Origin of the sequence: Corallococcus caeni (assembly GCF_036245865.1) — a bacterium.
GTDB lineage: Bacteria > Myxococcota > Myxococcia > Myxococcales > Myxococcaceae > Corallococcus > Corallococcus caeni.
Genome location: NZ_BTTW01000008.1, coordinates 180,672 through 195,741, shown reverse-complemented (window position 1 = coordinate 195,741; position 15,070 = coordinate 180,672). Strand labels below are relative to the sequence as shown.

Genomic DNA, 15,070 nt, shown 5'->3' with positions numbered 1-15,070 from the left:
ACACCGGAAGCAGATGACAGCCCGCCGTGAACCCGCAGCGGCCGCGCTGCTTCCCGCCCTCCAGCGCTGGGCGGTGGAGACCGCGCGCGACCTGTACCTGACGCAGAAGGGCGCTCCCGTCGCCACGAAGCACCCGCGCGCGACGCCCGGCGAGCGCATGTCGGTGATTGCCTCGGAGGCCCTGCCGCCCAACGTGGTGGACGGCCTGGCCCAGGCCTCGCGCCTCTTCCGCGCGGGCGACGCGCCCCCCATTGAATCCTCCCCCTTCGCCACGCTGCGCGAGCGGCTGCTCACCGCGACGGCGGGCTACGACGTGGTGGGCTTCGACGTCTTCAACACGCTGGTGGTGCGCAGCGTGGAGGGCGAGTGGCTCAAGACGGCCGTGGCGCGCGGCTTCCACGCGCGGCTGAAGGAGCTGGTGCACCCCAAGGCCCTGCCCACGGTGGCCCAGGTGCGTCAGCGCCGCTTCGCCCTGGAGATGGAGATCGCCGGGGAGCAGGTGGCCCAGGGCCGCGACAACGAGGTGGACTTCGAGGCGCTCCTGCAGCGCTGGGCGGGCAGCTGGCTGCCTCGGGAGCCGATGCGCTCGCGCATGGCCGCGGAGCTGCGCGCGCTGGAGCTGGAGCTGGAGAAGCTGGCGCTGCGTCCCGCGCCGGGCATCCCGGAGGTGCTGTCCGCGCTGAAGGCCCAGGGCAAGCGGCTCATCTTCGTGAGCGACATGTACCTGTCGCAGCCGCTCTTGCGTGAGCTGCTGCGGCACTGCGGGCTGGAGCAGTACTTCGACGCGGGCTACGTCTCCATCGACGAGGGGCTGCGCAAGGCGTCCGGCCGGCTCTTCCCGCGCGTGCTGGAGCGCGAGGGGCTCAAGCCCGAGCAGCTCTTCTTCGTCGGCGACGACGAGAACGCCGACAACGTGCAGCCGCGCCGGCTGGGCATCTCCACCCTGCGCGTGGAGGACCCGGACGAGAAGGTGCGCCGCCGCCGGCTGGAGATTGCCCAGAAGGCCGTGGAGCAGAACCCGTACTGGGCCGCGCACTACGTGGACGTCGTGCTGGGCAACGAGGCCCGCCACGTCCGCCCGCCGGACGACGACGCCAGCTACCAGCTGGGCCGCACGCTGGCGCCGGGCATCGTGGCCTTCGTGGTGGACGTCATCGAGCGCTCGGAGAAGCTGGGCATCGACCACGTCTACTTCCTGGCGCGCGAGGGCCTGACGCTGCTCAAGGTGTTCGCGCTCCTGAAGGACTCCGGGCTGTTCCGCCGGGTGCCGAAGGCGCACTACCTGTTCGTCAGCCGGGCCTCCACCATCCTCGCGTCCATGCGCGAGCTGAGCTGGGAGGAGGTGCACCGCTTCTGGCGCCAGTACAGCCGCCAGTCGCTGCGCGGCCTGCTCAAGAACCTGTCGCTGCCCCAGGACGAGTTCATCCGGCTGGCCGCCGAGTGCGGCCTCACGGACCCGGACCGGCCCATCGTGGAGCCCACGAAGGACGCCGCCTTCCAGCGCTTCCTCGCGTCGCGCCGCGTGCGCGTGGCCTTCCACCAGCGCCGCGACGAGGCGAAGGCGAATCTGTCCCGCTACCTGGAGTACCGCGGGCTGATGGGCCTCACGCGCACGGCGCTCGTGGACATCGGGTGGAAGGGCAGCATGCAGGACAACCTGATGCGCGCCTTCGAGCACGACGCGCGCTTCCCGGAGCTGCACGGCTTCTACCTGGCCTACGTGCCGGACGGTCAGCCCCTGGCGAAGAAGTCCTTCAAGTACGGCTACCTGTCGGACCTGCGGCGGCGCGACCTGGAGGAGGCGGACTTCCTGCGCAACACCGCCATCTTCGAGATGATCACCACGGCGAACCACGGCAGCACGGTGCGCTACGGGAAGAACCCGTGGGCGCCGCACCTGCCCATGCCGGAGCTCTTGCACCACGACCAGGAGAAGGACAACAGCGCCCGCTTCTTCCGCCGCGTGCAGGAGGGCATGTACGACTACGCGAGGGACTACGCGCGGCTGTCTCCCCTGCTGCGCTTCACCGCGGACGAGCTGCAGCCCGGCACGCTCCAGGAGCTCCTGCGCTACACGCGCTACCCCACGGAGCAGGAGGCGCGCGAGTTCCTCAAGTACTCGCACGTGGAGAGCTTCGGCGTGCATGAGATCACCACCTTCGGCCTCAAGCTGGAGCTGGCGAAGCTGGCTCAGCTGGGCTCGGTGAAGGGGGCGCTCAAGGAGGCGTGGAAGGCCTTCGAGACCAACCCCTGGCGCGACAGCGTGGTGCGCCGCAGCGGCGTGCCGCTGGCGAACCTGGCCTACGACGCCTGGTTCACCTGGCGGGCCATCCGCTAGTGCGTGTCCGCAAATAGGTCGAGCGCGCCCGGCTTCGAGAGAGCATGAGCCGGGGCGAACAGACCCGACGCGCGATGGGCGAGACTGGCCGGCCGGCTGCCATCACAGCGGCCGGGCACCTGGGCGCGAATCCCGCGACGGTTGCAGGCCGAGGCGCATGAGCACGGTCGGCTGGAGTGGACGCGGCACTACGTGGACGCCAGCGTGGTGCGAGCCCACCAACACGCGGCAGGGTGCCCGGGGGACACCGGCGTCACGATGCCACGTCCTGGGTGGAGACCCGCTCCCGCACCAGCCGACGCACCTGCCGGGTGTCGACCGGCTTCTGCATGTACCGACCGGGCACCCGGTCCAGGAACTCCCGCGCCCGCTGGGTGAACGCCCCGCCCGTCAGGAACACCACCCTGTCCGCGAGCCGCGGCGCCACGCGCACCAGTTCGTCGAAGAGGTCCATCCCCGTCATGTCCGGCATGAGGAGGTCGCAGAGGATGAGGTCGAAGTCCTCGTGCGCCTCCACCCGCTCGAGCGCCTCACGGCCCCGGAGCACCACCTCCACGTCATGCTCCGAGGCCAGCAGCCGGCGCAGCGAGCCGGCCACCGCGGGCTCGTCGTCCACGATGAGGATCCTCGCCCTCCGCGTGGCCGCCCTCCTGGGCGCCTCCTCCGACGCCTCCTCGTCGTCGACGTCCTGCCCCGCCGCGGGCAGGCAGACAGTGAAGGTCGTCCCCCGGCCCATCTCGCTCGCCACGGAAATCTCGCCGCCCATGGACTTGACGATGCCATGGCAGATGGACAGTCCCAGCCCCGTGCCCACCCCCACCGGCTTGGTGGTGAAGAACGGGTCGAAGATGCGGCCGCGAATCTCGGAGGGAATGCCCGAGCCGGTGTCCGAGATCTCGATGGCCACCCGGCCCGATTCGTCCAGCCGCGACCTGAGCCGGATTTCGTTCTTCTCCACCTGGCCTTCGGGAATGGCATGCGCCGCGTTGATGAGCAGGTTCAGGAAGACCTGTCCCAGGCGGGCGCCGTTGGCCTCGACGGCGGGCACGCTCGCGAAGTCCTTCACGAGCCGCGCGCGATGGCGGATTTCGTTCCACGCCATCTTCGCGGACCACTCGAGCACCTCCTCCACGGCGACGCGGCCGAGCTTCTCATCGTCGGCCCGGGACAGCGTCCCCAGGTCGCGCACGATGCGGCGGATGCGGCCGGCGCCCTCCTGCGTCTCGCGCACCACCTCCACCAATTCGTCGAGGCACTCCTGGGGGTGCGCGGCCCGCAGTTGCTCCAGCTGGCCCGCCATGAAGTCCAGGTTGCTGTGGACGTAGGCGAGGGGGTTGTTGATTTCGTGGGCCACACCGCTCGCGAGCGTGCCCATGGACACCATGCGGTCCGCCACCATGAGCCTCGCCTCCATCTCCCGTCGCTCCGTCACGTCCTGGGTGATGCCGACGACGTGGACGGGCCCTCCCGTCACGTGGGGTGCGACGCGGCCCAGCGCGCTGAGGATGCGCACCTCTCCTCCGGGCCGGACGATGCGGAACTCCGAGGAGAAGACCGCTCCCCTCTCCGCCGAGCGGGTGACGCCGACCTGGAGGGCACCGCGGTCCTCGGGGTGGACGCGCTCCATGAAGGCTGCGTGGGTCCCCAGGAACCGCGAGGGTTCGAAGCCGAGGATGCGGCAGAGCTCGTCCGACAGCCGGAGCCGCTCCGATGGGAGCTCCAGCTCCCAGCTCCCCGCATGGACCAGCACCTCGACCTCCGCCAGCTTGGCCTCGCGGCTCCTGAGGCGCTCCTCCATCTGTTTGCGCTCGGTGATGTCCGTCACCATGACGAAGGCGCCGGTCCGCTGCCCGTCCGGACCGAGCACGGGACTGGCCGACACGAATGCCCACAGCTCGTCGCCGTCCTTCCGGCGAAGCCTGACGTCGACGAGCTCCGCGCGACCCTTTCGGAAGCGCCCCATCCGCTCCTGGCAGGCCCGGCGGCTCTCCTCGTCGATGAAGTCGAGCGCGTACGCGCCCGGCAGCTCCGACGGCTCCACGCCCAGCATCTCGGCCATGCGCCCGTTGGCGAAGGTGATGCGGGACTCCAGGTCCAGGGAGCAGATGCCCTCGTGCGAGGTCTCGACAATCTGGCGGTACTTCGCCTCGCTGGCGCGCAGCGCCGCATCGGCCCGCTTGCGCTCGGTGATATCCGCCTGCGTGCCGACGAGCCGCATTCCACGTCCGGCTTCGTCCGCCCGGGCCCTGGCCCGCATCAGCAGGTGCCGCGGCTGTCCATCCGGCCGGCGGATGCGCACCTCGCGGGTGAGCTCGCCTCCCGAGATCAGGAGCTGATCGAGTTCCTGGCGGACGGACTCCCGCTCCTCCGGGTGCACGAGCACCAGGGCCGTCTCGATCGAGGGGGTGAAGGTCTTCGGGTCCACCCCACAGATCCGGAACAGCTCGGGGCTCCACTGCATACAGCCCGAGGCGGAGGTCGTCTCCCAGCTCCCCACGTGCGCCACGGCCTGGGCCTCCTCGAGCTGGGCGGTGCGCTCCACCACCCGCTGGTCCAGGCTCCGGGTGAGCTCCTCGGCACGGGCCTGCTGCAGGGCGGTGCCGCGCATCTCCTCGATGCTGCGTCGGATGCCCAGGAGCAGGAAGACATCCGTGAGCACCGCCCAGCCCGCATGCTCGAAGACGTGCCACCACTGAAGGGACGTCCCGCCGTACAGGGACTCGGGCCAGGCCTGGCCCCAGACGGCGTACTCCGCGATGAAGACCAGCGTCGCGGTGACGAGCACCTTCCAGTCGCGGTAGGCGGCGAGGAGGGCGAGCGAGGCGAAGACATAGAACAGCGTCTCCCCCCGGCCGTCACTCAGCCAGGCCAGGACGGTAATCCAGAGCATCTGGGCCGCGGCGATGAGATGCCGCGTGGACGCCCTGCCCGGACGCAGGTAGGCCAGGGCGGCGGGCACGGTGCCCAGGGCGGCGCCGACCAGGAGGGCCCTGTCGACGCGGGCATTGAGCAGGTGCGACCCGTGCTCCCGGAAGACCCGCGACACGAGGATGGCGACGGCGGCGACCAGGCCCCACTGGAGCAGCATCAAGCCGCCCATCAGGTGGTCCATGCGGACGTGGACCCGGTGCAGGTGCTCGCCAAGGAGCGCCTTGCTCCTCGCTTCGATGGGCTCGGGGCTGGGTTCTTCGCTTCGAAAGGGCATGGGCCGTCCCAACGGACGTTGCAGGAACGCGGAGGCGCGGGCCCCCCGGCGTGGCTGCGCCGGGGTCCCGCCGTGGGTCACGGAGACAGCGAGGAGGAGTCGGTGTCCTCGGAGGAGTCGTCGGCGCGCGGCTTCATCGAGCGGCCGGCCACCTCGTACTGCTTGAGCAGGCGGCGGAAGTTGGAGCGGTCCAGCCCCGCCGCACGCGCGGCGTTGGTGATGTTGTGGCCGTACTTCTCCATGAGCGTGGCGAGGTAGCGCCGCTCGAAGGCGCGCAGGGTGAGGCGCTTGGCCTGGGCGTATTCCAGGTGCGCCAGGCTGACGACCTCCGCTGGCGAGCTGATGTGGGAGACGTCCTCGAAGCCGGGAGGGAGGTCCTCCACGTCCAGCACCTGGTTCTGGGTGAGGACCAGCGCCCGCTCGATGATGTTCTCCAGTTCGCGCACGTTGCCCTCCCACCGGTGGGCCATGAGGGCCTCCATGGCGTGCGGCGTGAAGCCCGTCACCTGCTTGCCGGCCTTCTGCGTGTAGATCCGCAGGAAGTGGTGCGCCAGCACCGGCACGTCCTCGGGTCTGTCACGCAGGGGCGGCAGCTCTATCTTGATGACGTTGAGGCGGTAGAAGAGGTCCTCGCGGAACTTGCCCTGCGACTTGGCGCGGACCAGGTCCACGTGGGTGGCGGCGATGACGCGCACGTCCACCTTGATGGACTCGTTGGCGCCCACGCGCTTGACCTCGCCCTCCTGCAGCACGCGCAAGAGGCGCACCTGGGTGGCGGGGGAAATGTCGCCAATCTCGTCGAGGAAGAGGGTGCCGCCGTCGGCCGCCTCGAAGAGGCCCTTCTTGTTGCCGGTGGCGCCGGTGAAGCTGCCCTTCACGTGACCGAACAGCTCGCTCTCCAGCAGCGTCTCCGTCAGCGCGGAGCAGTTGACGGCGACGAAGGGCCTGTCCTTGCGCGGGCCGCGGTAATGGATGGCGCGCGCCACCAGCTCCTTGCCCGTGCCGCTCTCACCCTGGATGAGGACGGTGACGGTGGACTCGCTCACCATCTGCGCCAGCTTGAAGACGGAGTGCATCTGCGCCGACTGGCCGATGAGGTCCTCGAAGTGGTTGCGGGTGTGGAGCGCATCCTCCAGCACCCGGGTGTGGGCCTTGAGCGTCCTGCGCTCGATGGCCTTGGCCACCGTGAGGCTCAGCACATCGATGTTCTCGAAGGGCTTGGTGAGGAAGTCGTACGCCCCCACCCTCACCGCCTCCACGGCGGTGCCGATGGTGGCGTAGGCGGTCATCATGACGACCTCGACATCCGGGCGCTCGGCCTTGATGGCGCGCAGCAGGTGCATCCCGGAGACGTTGGGCATGTTGATGTCCAGCACCACCACGTCGATGGTGGGGTCCTTCGCGGCCACCAGTCCCTCCACTGCGTCGTCGATGGAGAGGACGTGATGGCCCTCGCGCTGGAGAATCTGGGTCACGGCCTTGAGGACGACCGTGTCGTCGTCCACGACGAGAATCCTGGCACGCTTGCAGTGGGTCACTGTGATTCCTGGGGGTGCGTGGGAATGGGAAGCAAGACGGTGAAGCGGGAGCCCGCGCCGACCCGCGTGTCGACGTCGAAGGTGCCCCCATGGTCATGGACGATGCGGTAGGCGATGGAGAGCCCCAGGCCCGTCCCCTCGCCCGGGGGCTTGGTGGTGAAGGACGGCTCGAAGATGTGGGGCAGGTGGCGCTCCTCGATGCCCCGGCCCGTGTCGCTCACGCAGAGGAAGCAGCGCTCGGCGCGGCGGCCCGTCTCCAGCGTCAGCGTGCCCGCCGCCTGGGGCAGCGCCTGGAGCCCGTTCTGCAGGAGGATGAGCACCACCTGGGCGATTTGACCCGCGTCGGCCAGCACCGGGGGCAGCTCCGGCGCCAGCTTCAGCTCCAGCTTCACCTTCGGGATGGACTTGAGCTGGGCCTTGAAGAGGAGCGTGGCGTCCTCCACGCAGCGCGACAGGTCCAGCGGATACCGGTCCTCCCTGCGGCTGTGCCGGCTGAGCTTCAGCAGGCTGTCCACGATGCGCTTGCAGCGCAGCGCGCTCTCCTCGATGAGGTCGAGCGACTCCAGGTCCGCCTCCGTCCGGCCCCGGTCGCGCTTCATCAACTGCGAGAAGGCCAGGATGCCGCCCAGCGGGTTGTTGATTTCATGGGCCACGCCTCCGGCAAGCTGGCCCACCGCGGCCATCTTCTCCGCCTCGACGAGCCGGCGCGTCATCGCCCGCTCCTCGGTGACGTCCTGGTAGGTGCACACCGCGCAGTTCTCACCCGGCAGCGGGTGGGCGGAGAGCAGGTACGTGCGGTCGCCCAGCTCCAGCGTCGCGCGCGCCACCTGGCCGCTCCTGGCCGCGGCCTGGAGCGAACAGCCCGGGCAGGGCGTGTCCCGGCCGAAGAGGTAGCGGTGGCAGGCAACACCCCGCGCGTCCTCCACCCGCCGCCCGGCGGCGCGCGCGTATGCCTGGTTGGCGCGGCGCACGGTGCCGTCCGCGAGGTCCACCAGTGCCAGCGGCGTGTCCAGGCTGTCGAAGGTCAGCTCCCAGTCGCGCTTCGCCTGGCTGAGCGCCTGGGTGCGCTGGACCACGCGCGCCTCCAGGTCCGCGTTGAGATCCTTGAGCTGCGCATTCTGCTCCCGCGCCACGCGATACAGGCAGGCGTTCTCCGCCCGGAGCAGGTACTGCTCGAAGGCGCTCTTCACCGTCAACCGCAGGTGGTTGTCGTTCCACGGCTTGGAGATGAAGCGGAAGATTTCGGAGCGGTTGATGGCCTCCTCGATGACCTGCTCATCCGCCTGCCCGGTCAGCATGATGCGCTGGGCGTGCGGCATGTGCTCCTTCACCCGGGTGAGGAAGTCCACGCCGTCCATCCCCGGCATGCGGAAGTCGGCGATGACCACCTCGGGGGTGAACCGCTCGAGCGCCTCCAGCCCCGACTCCGCGTCCTGGGCCGTCGCCACTTCCCAGCCCCCCCCGCGCAACGTCCGGCGGAGGGCATTGAGGACGCTCTTCTCGTCGTCCACCACGAGCAGCCGGCGCCGTGGCGAGACCGCGGGTGTCACCAGGTCTTCCAATCCAAGCCTCGTTTGGGTTTCGACGGACATCTCCAGACAACCATTCTCGATGACGAAGCCTTCCGCCTCGGCACCTTCGAACCGACTCCATTCCCTTGGAGCCGCTGCCATTCCTTCAGAAGCTCACCGTCACCACCACCGTGTCGGCGTAGGTGCCGGGGGGCACCACCTGGCCTTCGGGGATGCGCCCGAAGACGGAGACCGTCACGGGGCTTCCGTCGACGCTGAGCTGCCGGTTCGACGTGCCGGAGAACCCATCGCCCCAGACCTGGGTGCGGGACGCGTCTACGAAGAGGTTGTATTCGAGCGCTCCCGCCCCGCTGCTCATGGTCCGGCGCGCGGCGTCTCCGGACCACCCCGCATCCAGCGTGAGCGTCACGGGGACGGGGCCCGTGCTCCCCTGGCACGACACGGTGATGCTCCCCGTCGAGTCCCGTGGCGCCGTGCTGAAGACGTCGTACGGACCGAAGCCGCAGCCCACGACGTCAAGCGAGCAGACGGGCTCGGCGCCCGCGAGAGGCGCTTGGAGCACGGCCAGCAACGCCACGGCCCAGCCGCTCCTGATAACGGCGTGCTTCATCTTCCGCATCTCAGTTGTCCCAGTTCGGTGATGTCGGGCCCGCCGGAGGGCACGGTGAGGATGAACACGCAGGTGCCGCCGGGGGACTCGACGGTCGCCCGGTAGAGCCCCGGCTCCAGGCCCTCCAGCTCGAACTCGCCCTGGCGGCCCAGGGGCGAGCGCCGCTCCAGCCCGCGCACGGCGTCGAGCGTGACGGCGAGCTCACCGAACGAGGGGATCACGGGCCCGCCCGGCCCCTTGAGGACGACCGTGCCCCGGAGCGCCCGGAAGCGCCGGGCGTCGAAGCGCACGAGCGCCCCTCCACGGAACACGGGCGCCACGGCGTGCTCGACCTCCGCGACGGCGAACTCCGGGGGCAGGTCCTGTTCGGAGATGGAGACGCGGTTCGCGTAGTAGGGCAGCAGCCCGGGAACGATGGCGGCCCCGGACGCATTCGTCCTCCCGACGTCCTGGTTGTTGAGGCGGACCTGGACGTGGGCCGCGCCGGGGACGCGCACGAGCGCGAAGCCCTGCTCGACGGAGCGGGTGGGCAGCACCTCGCCATCCATGGCGACGAGCGCGCCGGACACCTCGGCCCGCGGGGTCAGCACGCCCTCGCGCCACTCGGCGCCCGCGGCGGCGCGTCCGGCGGTGCCCTGGTACTCGGCGCTCGCATCGAGCAAGTCCTGGACGCCGTGCTGTCCCTGCACCCGATAGCCCCACCCTCCGCCCACGGGAGGCGTGCGCAGCACGTCCATCGCCGTGGAGCCCTGCCGCTCGCCCTGCTCCCGCCAGAGTCTGGCCGTGGCGTGCGCGCCGAGCACGAGGCTCAGCGACAGCTGCCCCTCCCACGCGGCGGGCTGGCCCGGCCCCGCGGCCCGGCCCGCCGAGACAGCGAGCGAGAGCGTGCGCGTCAGCCGCGCGCCGCCGAGCGCGGTGACGCGGAACGCGCGGCCCTGTCCCTTCCAGGACGACGCGGAGCCCTGGACGCCCACCGAGCCGACGCGCCCGAGCGACGTGGTCACCGAGCCCCCCGCCTCCAGCAACGGGCGGTCCTCCTCCGGTTCGAGGCTCACCGTCGAGTAGCCCCTGCTCATGGCGCGAGCGAAGAGGCCGAGGCCGAGCTGGCGGCCCAGGAAGGCATACTTCAGCTGGCCCGCCGCCCCCGCGTGCCCGTCCGCGAAGCTGCCGGACAGCGACAGGGACAGCTCTCCCACGGGCAGCCCGCGCGCGAGCTCCGGACCGCCGCTGACGCGGTCCAGCGCGGCCTCCAGCCGGGCGCCCACCGTGGAGCCCGAGCTCATGCCCCGGCGGTACCGCGCGATGAGCGCCGGGGGGCCGTAGTCGAAGCTGGCCGTGGACAGGTGCTCCCGGCGGAAGCCCGCGGACAGCGCCAGGTCGCTGTACCCTGGCGCCAGCAAGTCGGACGCCAGGTAGAAGCGCTCGGTCACCTCGCGCGTGCGGCCAAAGGCATCCCGAATCACATACCGGGCCTGGTTGGCGCCGCGCGCCAGCGGCAGGTCCTGCAGCGAGACGGGGCCGGGCGGCAGCTCGAGCCGGCGCACGAGCATGTCGTTGACGTAGACCTCCAGCGTGGACGGCGTCGAGACACCCTCCACCCGCCCGACGGTGGGGACGTAGACGCCATAGGGGTCCAGCCCGAACTCGCGCGACACGTGGAGGCCGGCCAGCACCGCGCCGCCGCCGAGCGGACCGCCGGAGGTGATGGCGTCCCCGAAGGTCCAGCGCAGCAGCCGGGACGGTTCGTCGAAGGAGAGCCGCGTCAGCCCGCGGACGGGCGGTGCCCCCGGCGCCCAGGAGGCCGTGGTGGTGAGGAGCGCGCCGCGCAGGCTCGCGCCGGCATCGGCCTGCAGCGACAGCCGGCTTCCCACCATGCGCGCGGCGTAGTTGAGGAAGCCGCTGGCGGGCTGGGAGACCTCCAGCGCGTCCGGCCGCGCGCCGGCACGCAGGTCCACGAACGACAGGGGAAGCGCGGCGAGGGAGACGGTGACGCGGAGCAGGGCCCGCCGCTCGTCGAGCGTGTAGCGCAGGTCGGGCGCGGCCTCGTCCAGGACGAGGTACGTGCGCCCGTCACGCGTCTCGCGGCGGCCGGGCAGCATGGAAGGGAGGATGCCCGCGCGGAGCAACTCCCCGCTCTCCATGAGCAGCCGCCCGTCGCTGCGCAGCGGGAAGACTTCACCGCGGGCCACTCCGTTGACCTCCAGCGCCAGCACCAGCCGCTCCTCCGGCGCGGGGGGCAGGGCCGCCGCGGGAAGCGCGGCGAGCCAGAGCCAGAGCACCCACGAGAGGACGGCGACGGGCGCGCGGCGGGGCCGGGCGGGCTGGGGGCTGGAGCACGCCATCGCTCAGGAGGAGCAGACGCCAGCAGCCACGTCGAAGCTGCCGGAGAGGTTGGAGACGTCCGTCCGCGCGTCCACCGTGATGCGGCGGATCTGGCGGACGAGAGGCGCGGTAAGGTCGAGCGTGTAGTCCCGCCGGCCGCCGGCGAGCACGTACCAGCCGGGGAGCTGCCGCTCCATGACGACGGCCCCCGCCGCGTCCAGCCCGCGGACGTGCACGGATTGCACGAGGAAGTGGGCGGTGCCTTTGTTGTAGACGGAGAAGGCGACGGCGCCTGCCTTGAGGCAGGGCGCGCGGATGCCCCCGATACCCGCGCCGCGAACCGGGGCCATGAAGACGGGGATGGACATCCGCGTGAGGACGCGGATGCCCGGAGGCGAGCTTCCGCCGCGGACGAGCGGCGGAAGCTGCTCGATGATGAGCCGGTACGTGCGCTCGGTCGCGCCCGGAGCTCCCGCCACTCCGACCCGGATGTTCCGCACCTCTCCCGCCTCCAACGACAGGAGGGAGGGGAAGAACGAGACATCCGTCGTCGCGGTGAGCCGCTGCTCTCCGCGCGAGTCCTGGTCCCAGGCGAACGCGGTGACCTGGAGCCGGAGCGGCTCCTGGCCCTGGTTGCGCACCGTCAGCAGCGCGGAGCGCACCCGGTCACCGACGTCCACGCGGACCGGGCTGACCTGGAAGTCGGAAGCCCCGGCGCCCGTGGTGACGAGCAGCAGGAGCCCCAGGAGGAGCGTGGGGAAGGAGCGGGCGGGCCGAGCCATGCGCATCATCGGAAGGCCCTGGCCTAGAAGGTGATGGTGGCGAGGACGGTGTCGGCGTAGGCACCGACCGGCACGCTCTGGCCGGCGGGGATGCTGCCGTACACCGTGATGCTGGTGGCGCTGCCGGTGCCCAGGTGCGCCACGCCCGTCCCGGCGGTGTTACCCCACTCGGTGGTGCGGCCCGCGTCCTGGTAGAGGCCGTACGACAGGACGTTGGCCGCGCCGTCGCTCATGCGGCGCAGCGGGGCCGCGTCGGTGGAGGCCGCATCCGCGTTGTCGCCCTGGCCCAGCGTGATGGTGGCTCCCGAGCCGCTGGTGCACGTGACGGACACGGAGCCGGTGCCGGTGAGCGCGGTGGAGGCGTTGGCGGAGACCGGGTCATAAGCGCCGAAGGCGACCGCGGCCGTGCTGATGAGGCAGTTGGCCGCCACGCTGGCGGAGACGTCCAGGTTGCTCGTCGCGGTGGCGGCGACCGCGGGCGAGGACAGGGCGACGACTCCGGCGAGGGTGAGGGCGAGACGCTGGGGGGACTTCATGGTGTTCCAATCGTGGGAGTAGGACTGCGAAGCGCGGTGTTTGTGTTCACCGGCGGATGTCTGTCCTTTCATTCGCCGTGCCAGCGCATTCCCGCCGGGGCGACGCCCGCCGGCCGGCCGTGCGCGACGGGAATCCGCGGATGCCGCAAGGTCGAAGTCCACCCTTCGGGGCCGGAGTCCTCGCCGCGCGCCAGGCTTTTCCCGAGTGAAGAAGTGGAGCCCAGACATGGGAAGCGACCGAGCGGGTTGGAGTTGCACCGCTTCGAGGTGTTTGACCCGTCGGGCACGCGGGGCTCATTGGGCGGCGCGCAGTCGCAAGCAGAACATGCTGCCGACCGGCGCGTTGTCCTCGACCCAGATGCGGCCGCCGTGGGCCTCCGCGGCGAGCTGACAGAAGGCCAGCCCGACGCCGTGGCCGCCCGCGTGGCCCGCGGTGTCGAGCCGCGTGTACCTCTCGAAGACCTTCTTGCGCAGCGCGGGAGGAATCCCGGGCCCCTGGTCGCAGATGCACACGTCGAGGAAGCCCGCGCACACGGACCGCGCCGCTATCTGGATGGCGCTCCCCGGAGGCGCGTACTTGAGACAGTTGTCGAGCAGGTTCTCCAGCATGCGCCTCAGGAGGTCCTGGTCCGCCAGGACGCGGCCCGGGTGGGCGCTGGGGGAGAACTCGAAGCGCTGACGTCGCTCATCCGCCCGCCGCCGCATCGAGGTGCACACCTCGCGCACCAGCGGGACCAGGTCGACCGGGGCCAGCTTCGGGGTGAGCTGGCGGACCTCGCCCCTGCTGAGGTCCATCAGGTCCATCACCAGCCGCTGCATCGACTCGGAGGCCGTGAGGATGTCCCGCAGGGACTCCAGGACCTCCGAGGCGTCCTCCGCCAGCAGGTAGCGCACGTTCGCCTCGATGCAGGCCAACGGGTTCTTGAGGTCATGCACCGCCAGCTCCGTCAGCTCCTCCTTCTGCCGACGCGCGATGTAGGCCTCATCGAGCCGCTGCCGCAGGCGCGCGCACTCTCGCGCCAGCTCCCCGTGGAGCAGCGAGCCGCGCAGGAGCGACCGGACGCGCAGGAGCAGCGCGGCCGGATGGACCGGCCTGAGCAGGAGGTCATCCGCCCCGCACCGCAGCGCCTCGCGCAAGGTCGGCGAGTCGTTCGGAGCGGCCAGGAAGACCACCGGCGTGTGGCGCGCGGACGGCACGGACCTCAAGCGAGAGCAGGTCTGGAGCCCCGCATGCCCGGTGGTTACGAGGTCGATGAGGACGAGGTCGTGGGGCTGGGCCTCGAACGCCGCGAGCGCCCCGTCACCGCCGGAGACGGGCGTGACGGTGTAGCCCGCACCGGTAACAACCGCCTGCTCGCCATGGAGCGAGCCAGCGCTGTCACCGACGACGAGGATTCTTCCCTGGCCTGGATGCGAGCAGGACATGCGAGGGAGTCACCGGGTGCGGAAGCTTCGTGGATGGGTTCAGCGAGAGGCTCAGGGGAAATCCCGGCGCCGCACGGGCCCGGCGCACGACGATGGCGCGCAGGCGCCACGGCCAGAGCGCGAGGAAGGCGAGCCCCGACACGACGGACAGCATCCCCGCCGCGAGCAGGGCGGGCATGGGCGCACCGGAGGCCAGGAGGCCCATCGCCAGCCCCGGCCCGGCCGCCGAGGCGCCCAGGAGGCAGTGCTCCCCACGTGACAGGTGCTCGGTCAGGCCCACGCGAAGCTGCTCCGGCGCTCGCTCCGCGAGCTGGAGGACGGGCAGCAATTCGTCACTCGTCAACCCCAGTCGCAGGATGAGCCTCAGGCCTGGCGGCGCGCCAGCGCCACCGGAGCGCAAGACGATGTGTGAGGTGCGCGCCATTCAGGTCTCGACCGAGATGGGCGAGCCGGGCCCCGCCGGATCGAAGCGCAGGCGGAGTCCCTGGAAGACGGCCGTCCCGTTCTCCTGCATGGCCGTCCACAGCCGTGAGGCAGCAGCCAGGTCATGGGTTCCCGTGAGGCGGGCGACCAGCCAGACGAGCAGGATGATGGCCTGACGCTGGCGCGGGGCCGCCGGGTCGGCGAGCTGCGTGAGGCCCTCGGTGAGGACCGCCCGGGCCGTTGCCTGGATGTCTGGGACCCGTGACTCGGCCGAACCCTGGCGGCAGGAAGTAACAGACATGTACGCACCCTCCAATGCAACGCATGTGTTTGAATTTCCAAATTCCACCAATGCGAGA

General features: G+C 70.9%; 11 protein-coding genes. 1 reads left to right on the top strand and 10 read right to left on the bottom strand.

What is annotated here, in order from left to right; translation table 11 throughout:
• The first annotated feature begins 13 nt into the window (after positions 1-13).
• Complete coding sequence (locus AABA78_RS30070; RefSeq protein ID WP_338268377.1) at positions 14-2,338, top strand: HAD family hydrolase; 2,325 nt, start codon at positions 14-16, stop codon at positions 2,336-2,338.
• A 253-nt stretch (positions 2,339-2,591) separates the two neighbouring features.
• Here AABA78_RS30070 and AABA78_RS30065 read toward each other — a convergent pair whose 3' ends face one another.
• The 10 genes from AABA78_RS30065 to AABA78_RS30020 form a co-directional block, all read right to left on the bottom strand.
• Positions 2,592-5,543 (bottom strand): PAS domain S-box protein, encoded by a 2,952-nt coding sequence (locus AABA78_RS30065; RefSeq protein ID WP_338268375.1) that lies wholly within the window; start codon positions 5,541-5,543, stop codon positions 2,592-2,594.
• A gap of 77 nt (positions 5,544-5,620) precedes the next feature.
• The gene (locus AABA78_RS30060) at positions 5,621-7,081 is read right to left on the bottom strand and encodes a sigma-54-dependent transcriptional regulator (protein WP_338268374.1); all 1,461 of its coding nucleotides are present in this window, start codon (positions 7,079-7,081) and stop codon (positions 5,621-5,623) included.
• The gene (locus AABA78_RS30055) at positions 7,078-8,631 is read right to left on the bottom strand and encodes an ATP-binding response regulator (protein WP_338268373.1); all 1,554 of its coding nucleotides are present in this window, start codon (positions 8,629-8,631) and stop codon (positions 7,078-7,080) included. The genes AABA78_RS30060 and AABA78_RS30055 overlap by 4 nt, the downstream gene beginning before the upstream one ends.
• Before the next feature lie 127 nt (positions 8,632-8,758).
• The gene (locus AABA78_RS30050) at positions 8,759-9,223 is read right to left on the bottom strand and encodes a Csu type fimbrial protein (RefSeq protein WP_338268371.1); all 465 of its coding nucleotides are present in this window, start codon (positions 9,221-9,223) and stop codon (positions 8,759-8,761) included.
• Positions 9,220-11,565, bottom strand: coding sequence for a fimbria/pilus outer membrane usher protein (locus AABA78_RS30045; RefSeq protein WP_338268369.1), 2,346 nt, complete (start codon positions 11,563-11,565; stop codon positions 9,220-9,222). The genes AABA78_RS30050 and AABA78_RS30045 overlap by 4 nt, the downstream gene beginning before the upstream one ends.
• Positions 11,566-11,568: 3 nt before the next feature.
• Positions 11,569-12,327: a fimbrial biogenesis chaperone gene (locus AABA78_RS30040; RefSeq protein ID WP_338268368.1), complete on the bottom strand. Its 759-nt coding sequence runs from the start codon at positions 12,325-12,327 to the stop codon at positions 11,569-11,571.
• A gap of 23 nt (positions 12,328-12,350) precedes the next feature.
• Positions 12,351-12,863: a Csu type fimbrial protein gene (locus AABA78_RS30035; protein ID WP_338268366.1), complete on the bottom strand. Its 513-nt coding sequence runs from the start codon at positions 12,861-12,863 to the stop codon at positions 12,351-12,353.
• A 294-nt stretch (positions 12,864-13,157) separates the two neighbouring features.
• Positions 13,158-14,288: a hybrid sensor histidine kinase/response regulator gene (locus AABA78_RS30030; RefSeq protein WP_338268364.1), complete on the bottom strand. Its 1,131-nt coding sequence runs from the start codon at positions 14,286-14,288 to the stop codon at positions 13,158-13,160.
• Entirely contained in the window at positions 14,242-14,712 is a 471-nt protein-coding gene (locus AABA78_RS30025) for a hypothetical protein (RefSeq protein WP_338268363.1), read from the bottom strand. Before AABA78_RS30025 ends, AABA78_RS30030 begins: the two co-directional genes overlap by 47 nt.
• Entirely contained in the window at positions 14,713-15,012 is a 300-nt protein-coding gene (locus tag AABA78_RS30020) for a hypothetical protein (protein WP_338268361.1), read from the bottom strand.
• Between the last annotated feature and the right edge of the window lie 58 nt (positions 15,013-15,070).

What these genes read in the sequence shown, in the direction of transcription:
- AABA78_RS30070 (WP_338268377.1), top strand. Translation starts at nt 14, where the DNA reads ATGACAGCCCGCCGTGAACCCGCAGCGGCCGCGCTGCTTCCCGCCCTC.
- AABA78_RS30065 (WP_338268375.1), bottom strand. Translation starts at nt 5,543, where the DNA reads ATGCCCTTTCGAAGCGAAGAACCCAGCCCCGAGCCCATCGAAGCGAGG.
- AABA78_RS30050 (WP_338268371.1), bottom strand. Translation starts at nt 9,223, where the DNA reads ATGAAGCACGCCGTTATCAGGAGCGGCTGGGCCGTGGCGTTGCTGGCC.
- AABA78_RS30045 (WP_338268369.1), bottom strand. Translation starts at nt 11,565, where the DNA reads ATGGCGTGCTCCAGCCCCCAGCCCGCCCGGCCCCGCCGCGCGCCCGTC.
- AABA78_RS30040 (WP_338268368.1), bottom strand. Translation starts at nt 12,327, where the DNA reads ATGGCTCGGCCCGCCCGCTCCTTCCCCACGCTCCTCCTGGGGCTCCTG.
- AABA78_RS30035 (WP_338268366.1), bottom strand. Translation starts at nt 12,863, where the DNA reads ATGAAGTCCCCCCAGCGTCTCGCCCTCACCCTCGCCGGAGTCGTCGCC.
- AABA78_RS30030 (WP_338268364.1), bottom strand. Translation starts at nt 14,288, where the DNA reads ATGTCCTGCTCGCATCCAGGCCAGGGAAGAATCCTCGTCGTCGGTGAC.
- AABA78_RS30025 (WP_338268363.1), bottom strand. Translation starts at nt 14,712, where the DNA reads ATGGCGCGCACCTCACACATCGTCTTGCGCTCCGGTGGCGCTGGCGCG.
- AABA78_RS30020 (WP_338268361.1), bottom strand. Translation starts at nt 15,012, where the DNA reads ATGTCTGTTACTTCCTGCCGCCAGGGTTCGGCCGAGTCACGGGTCCCA.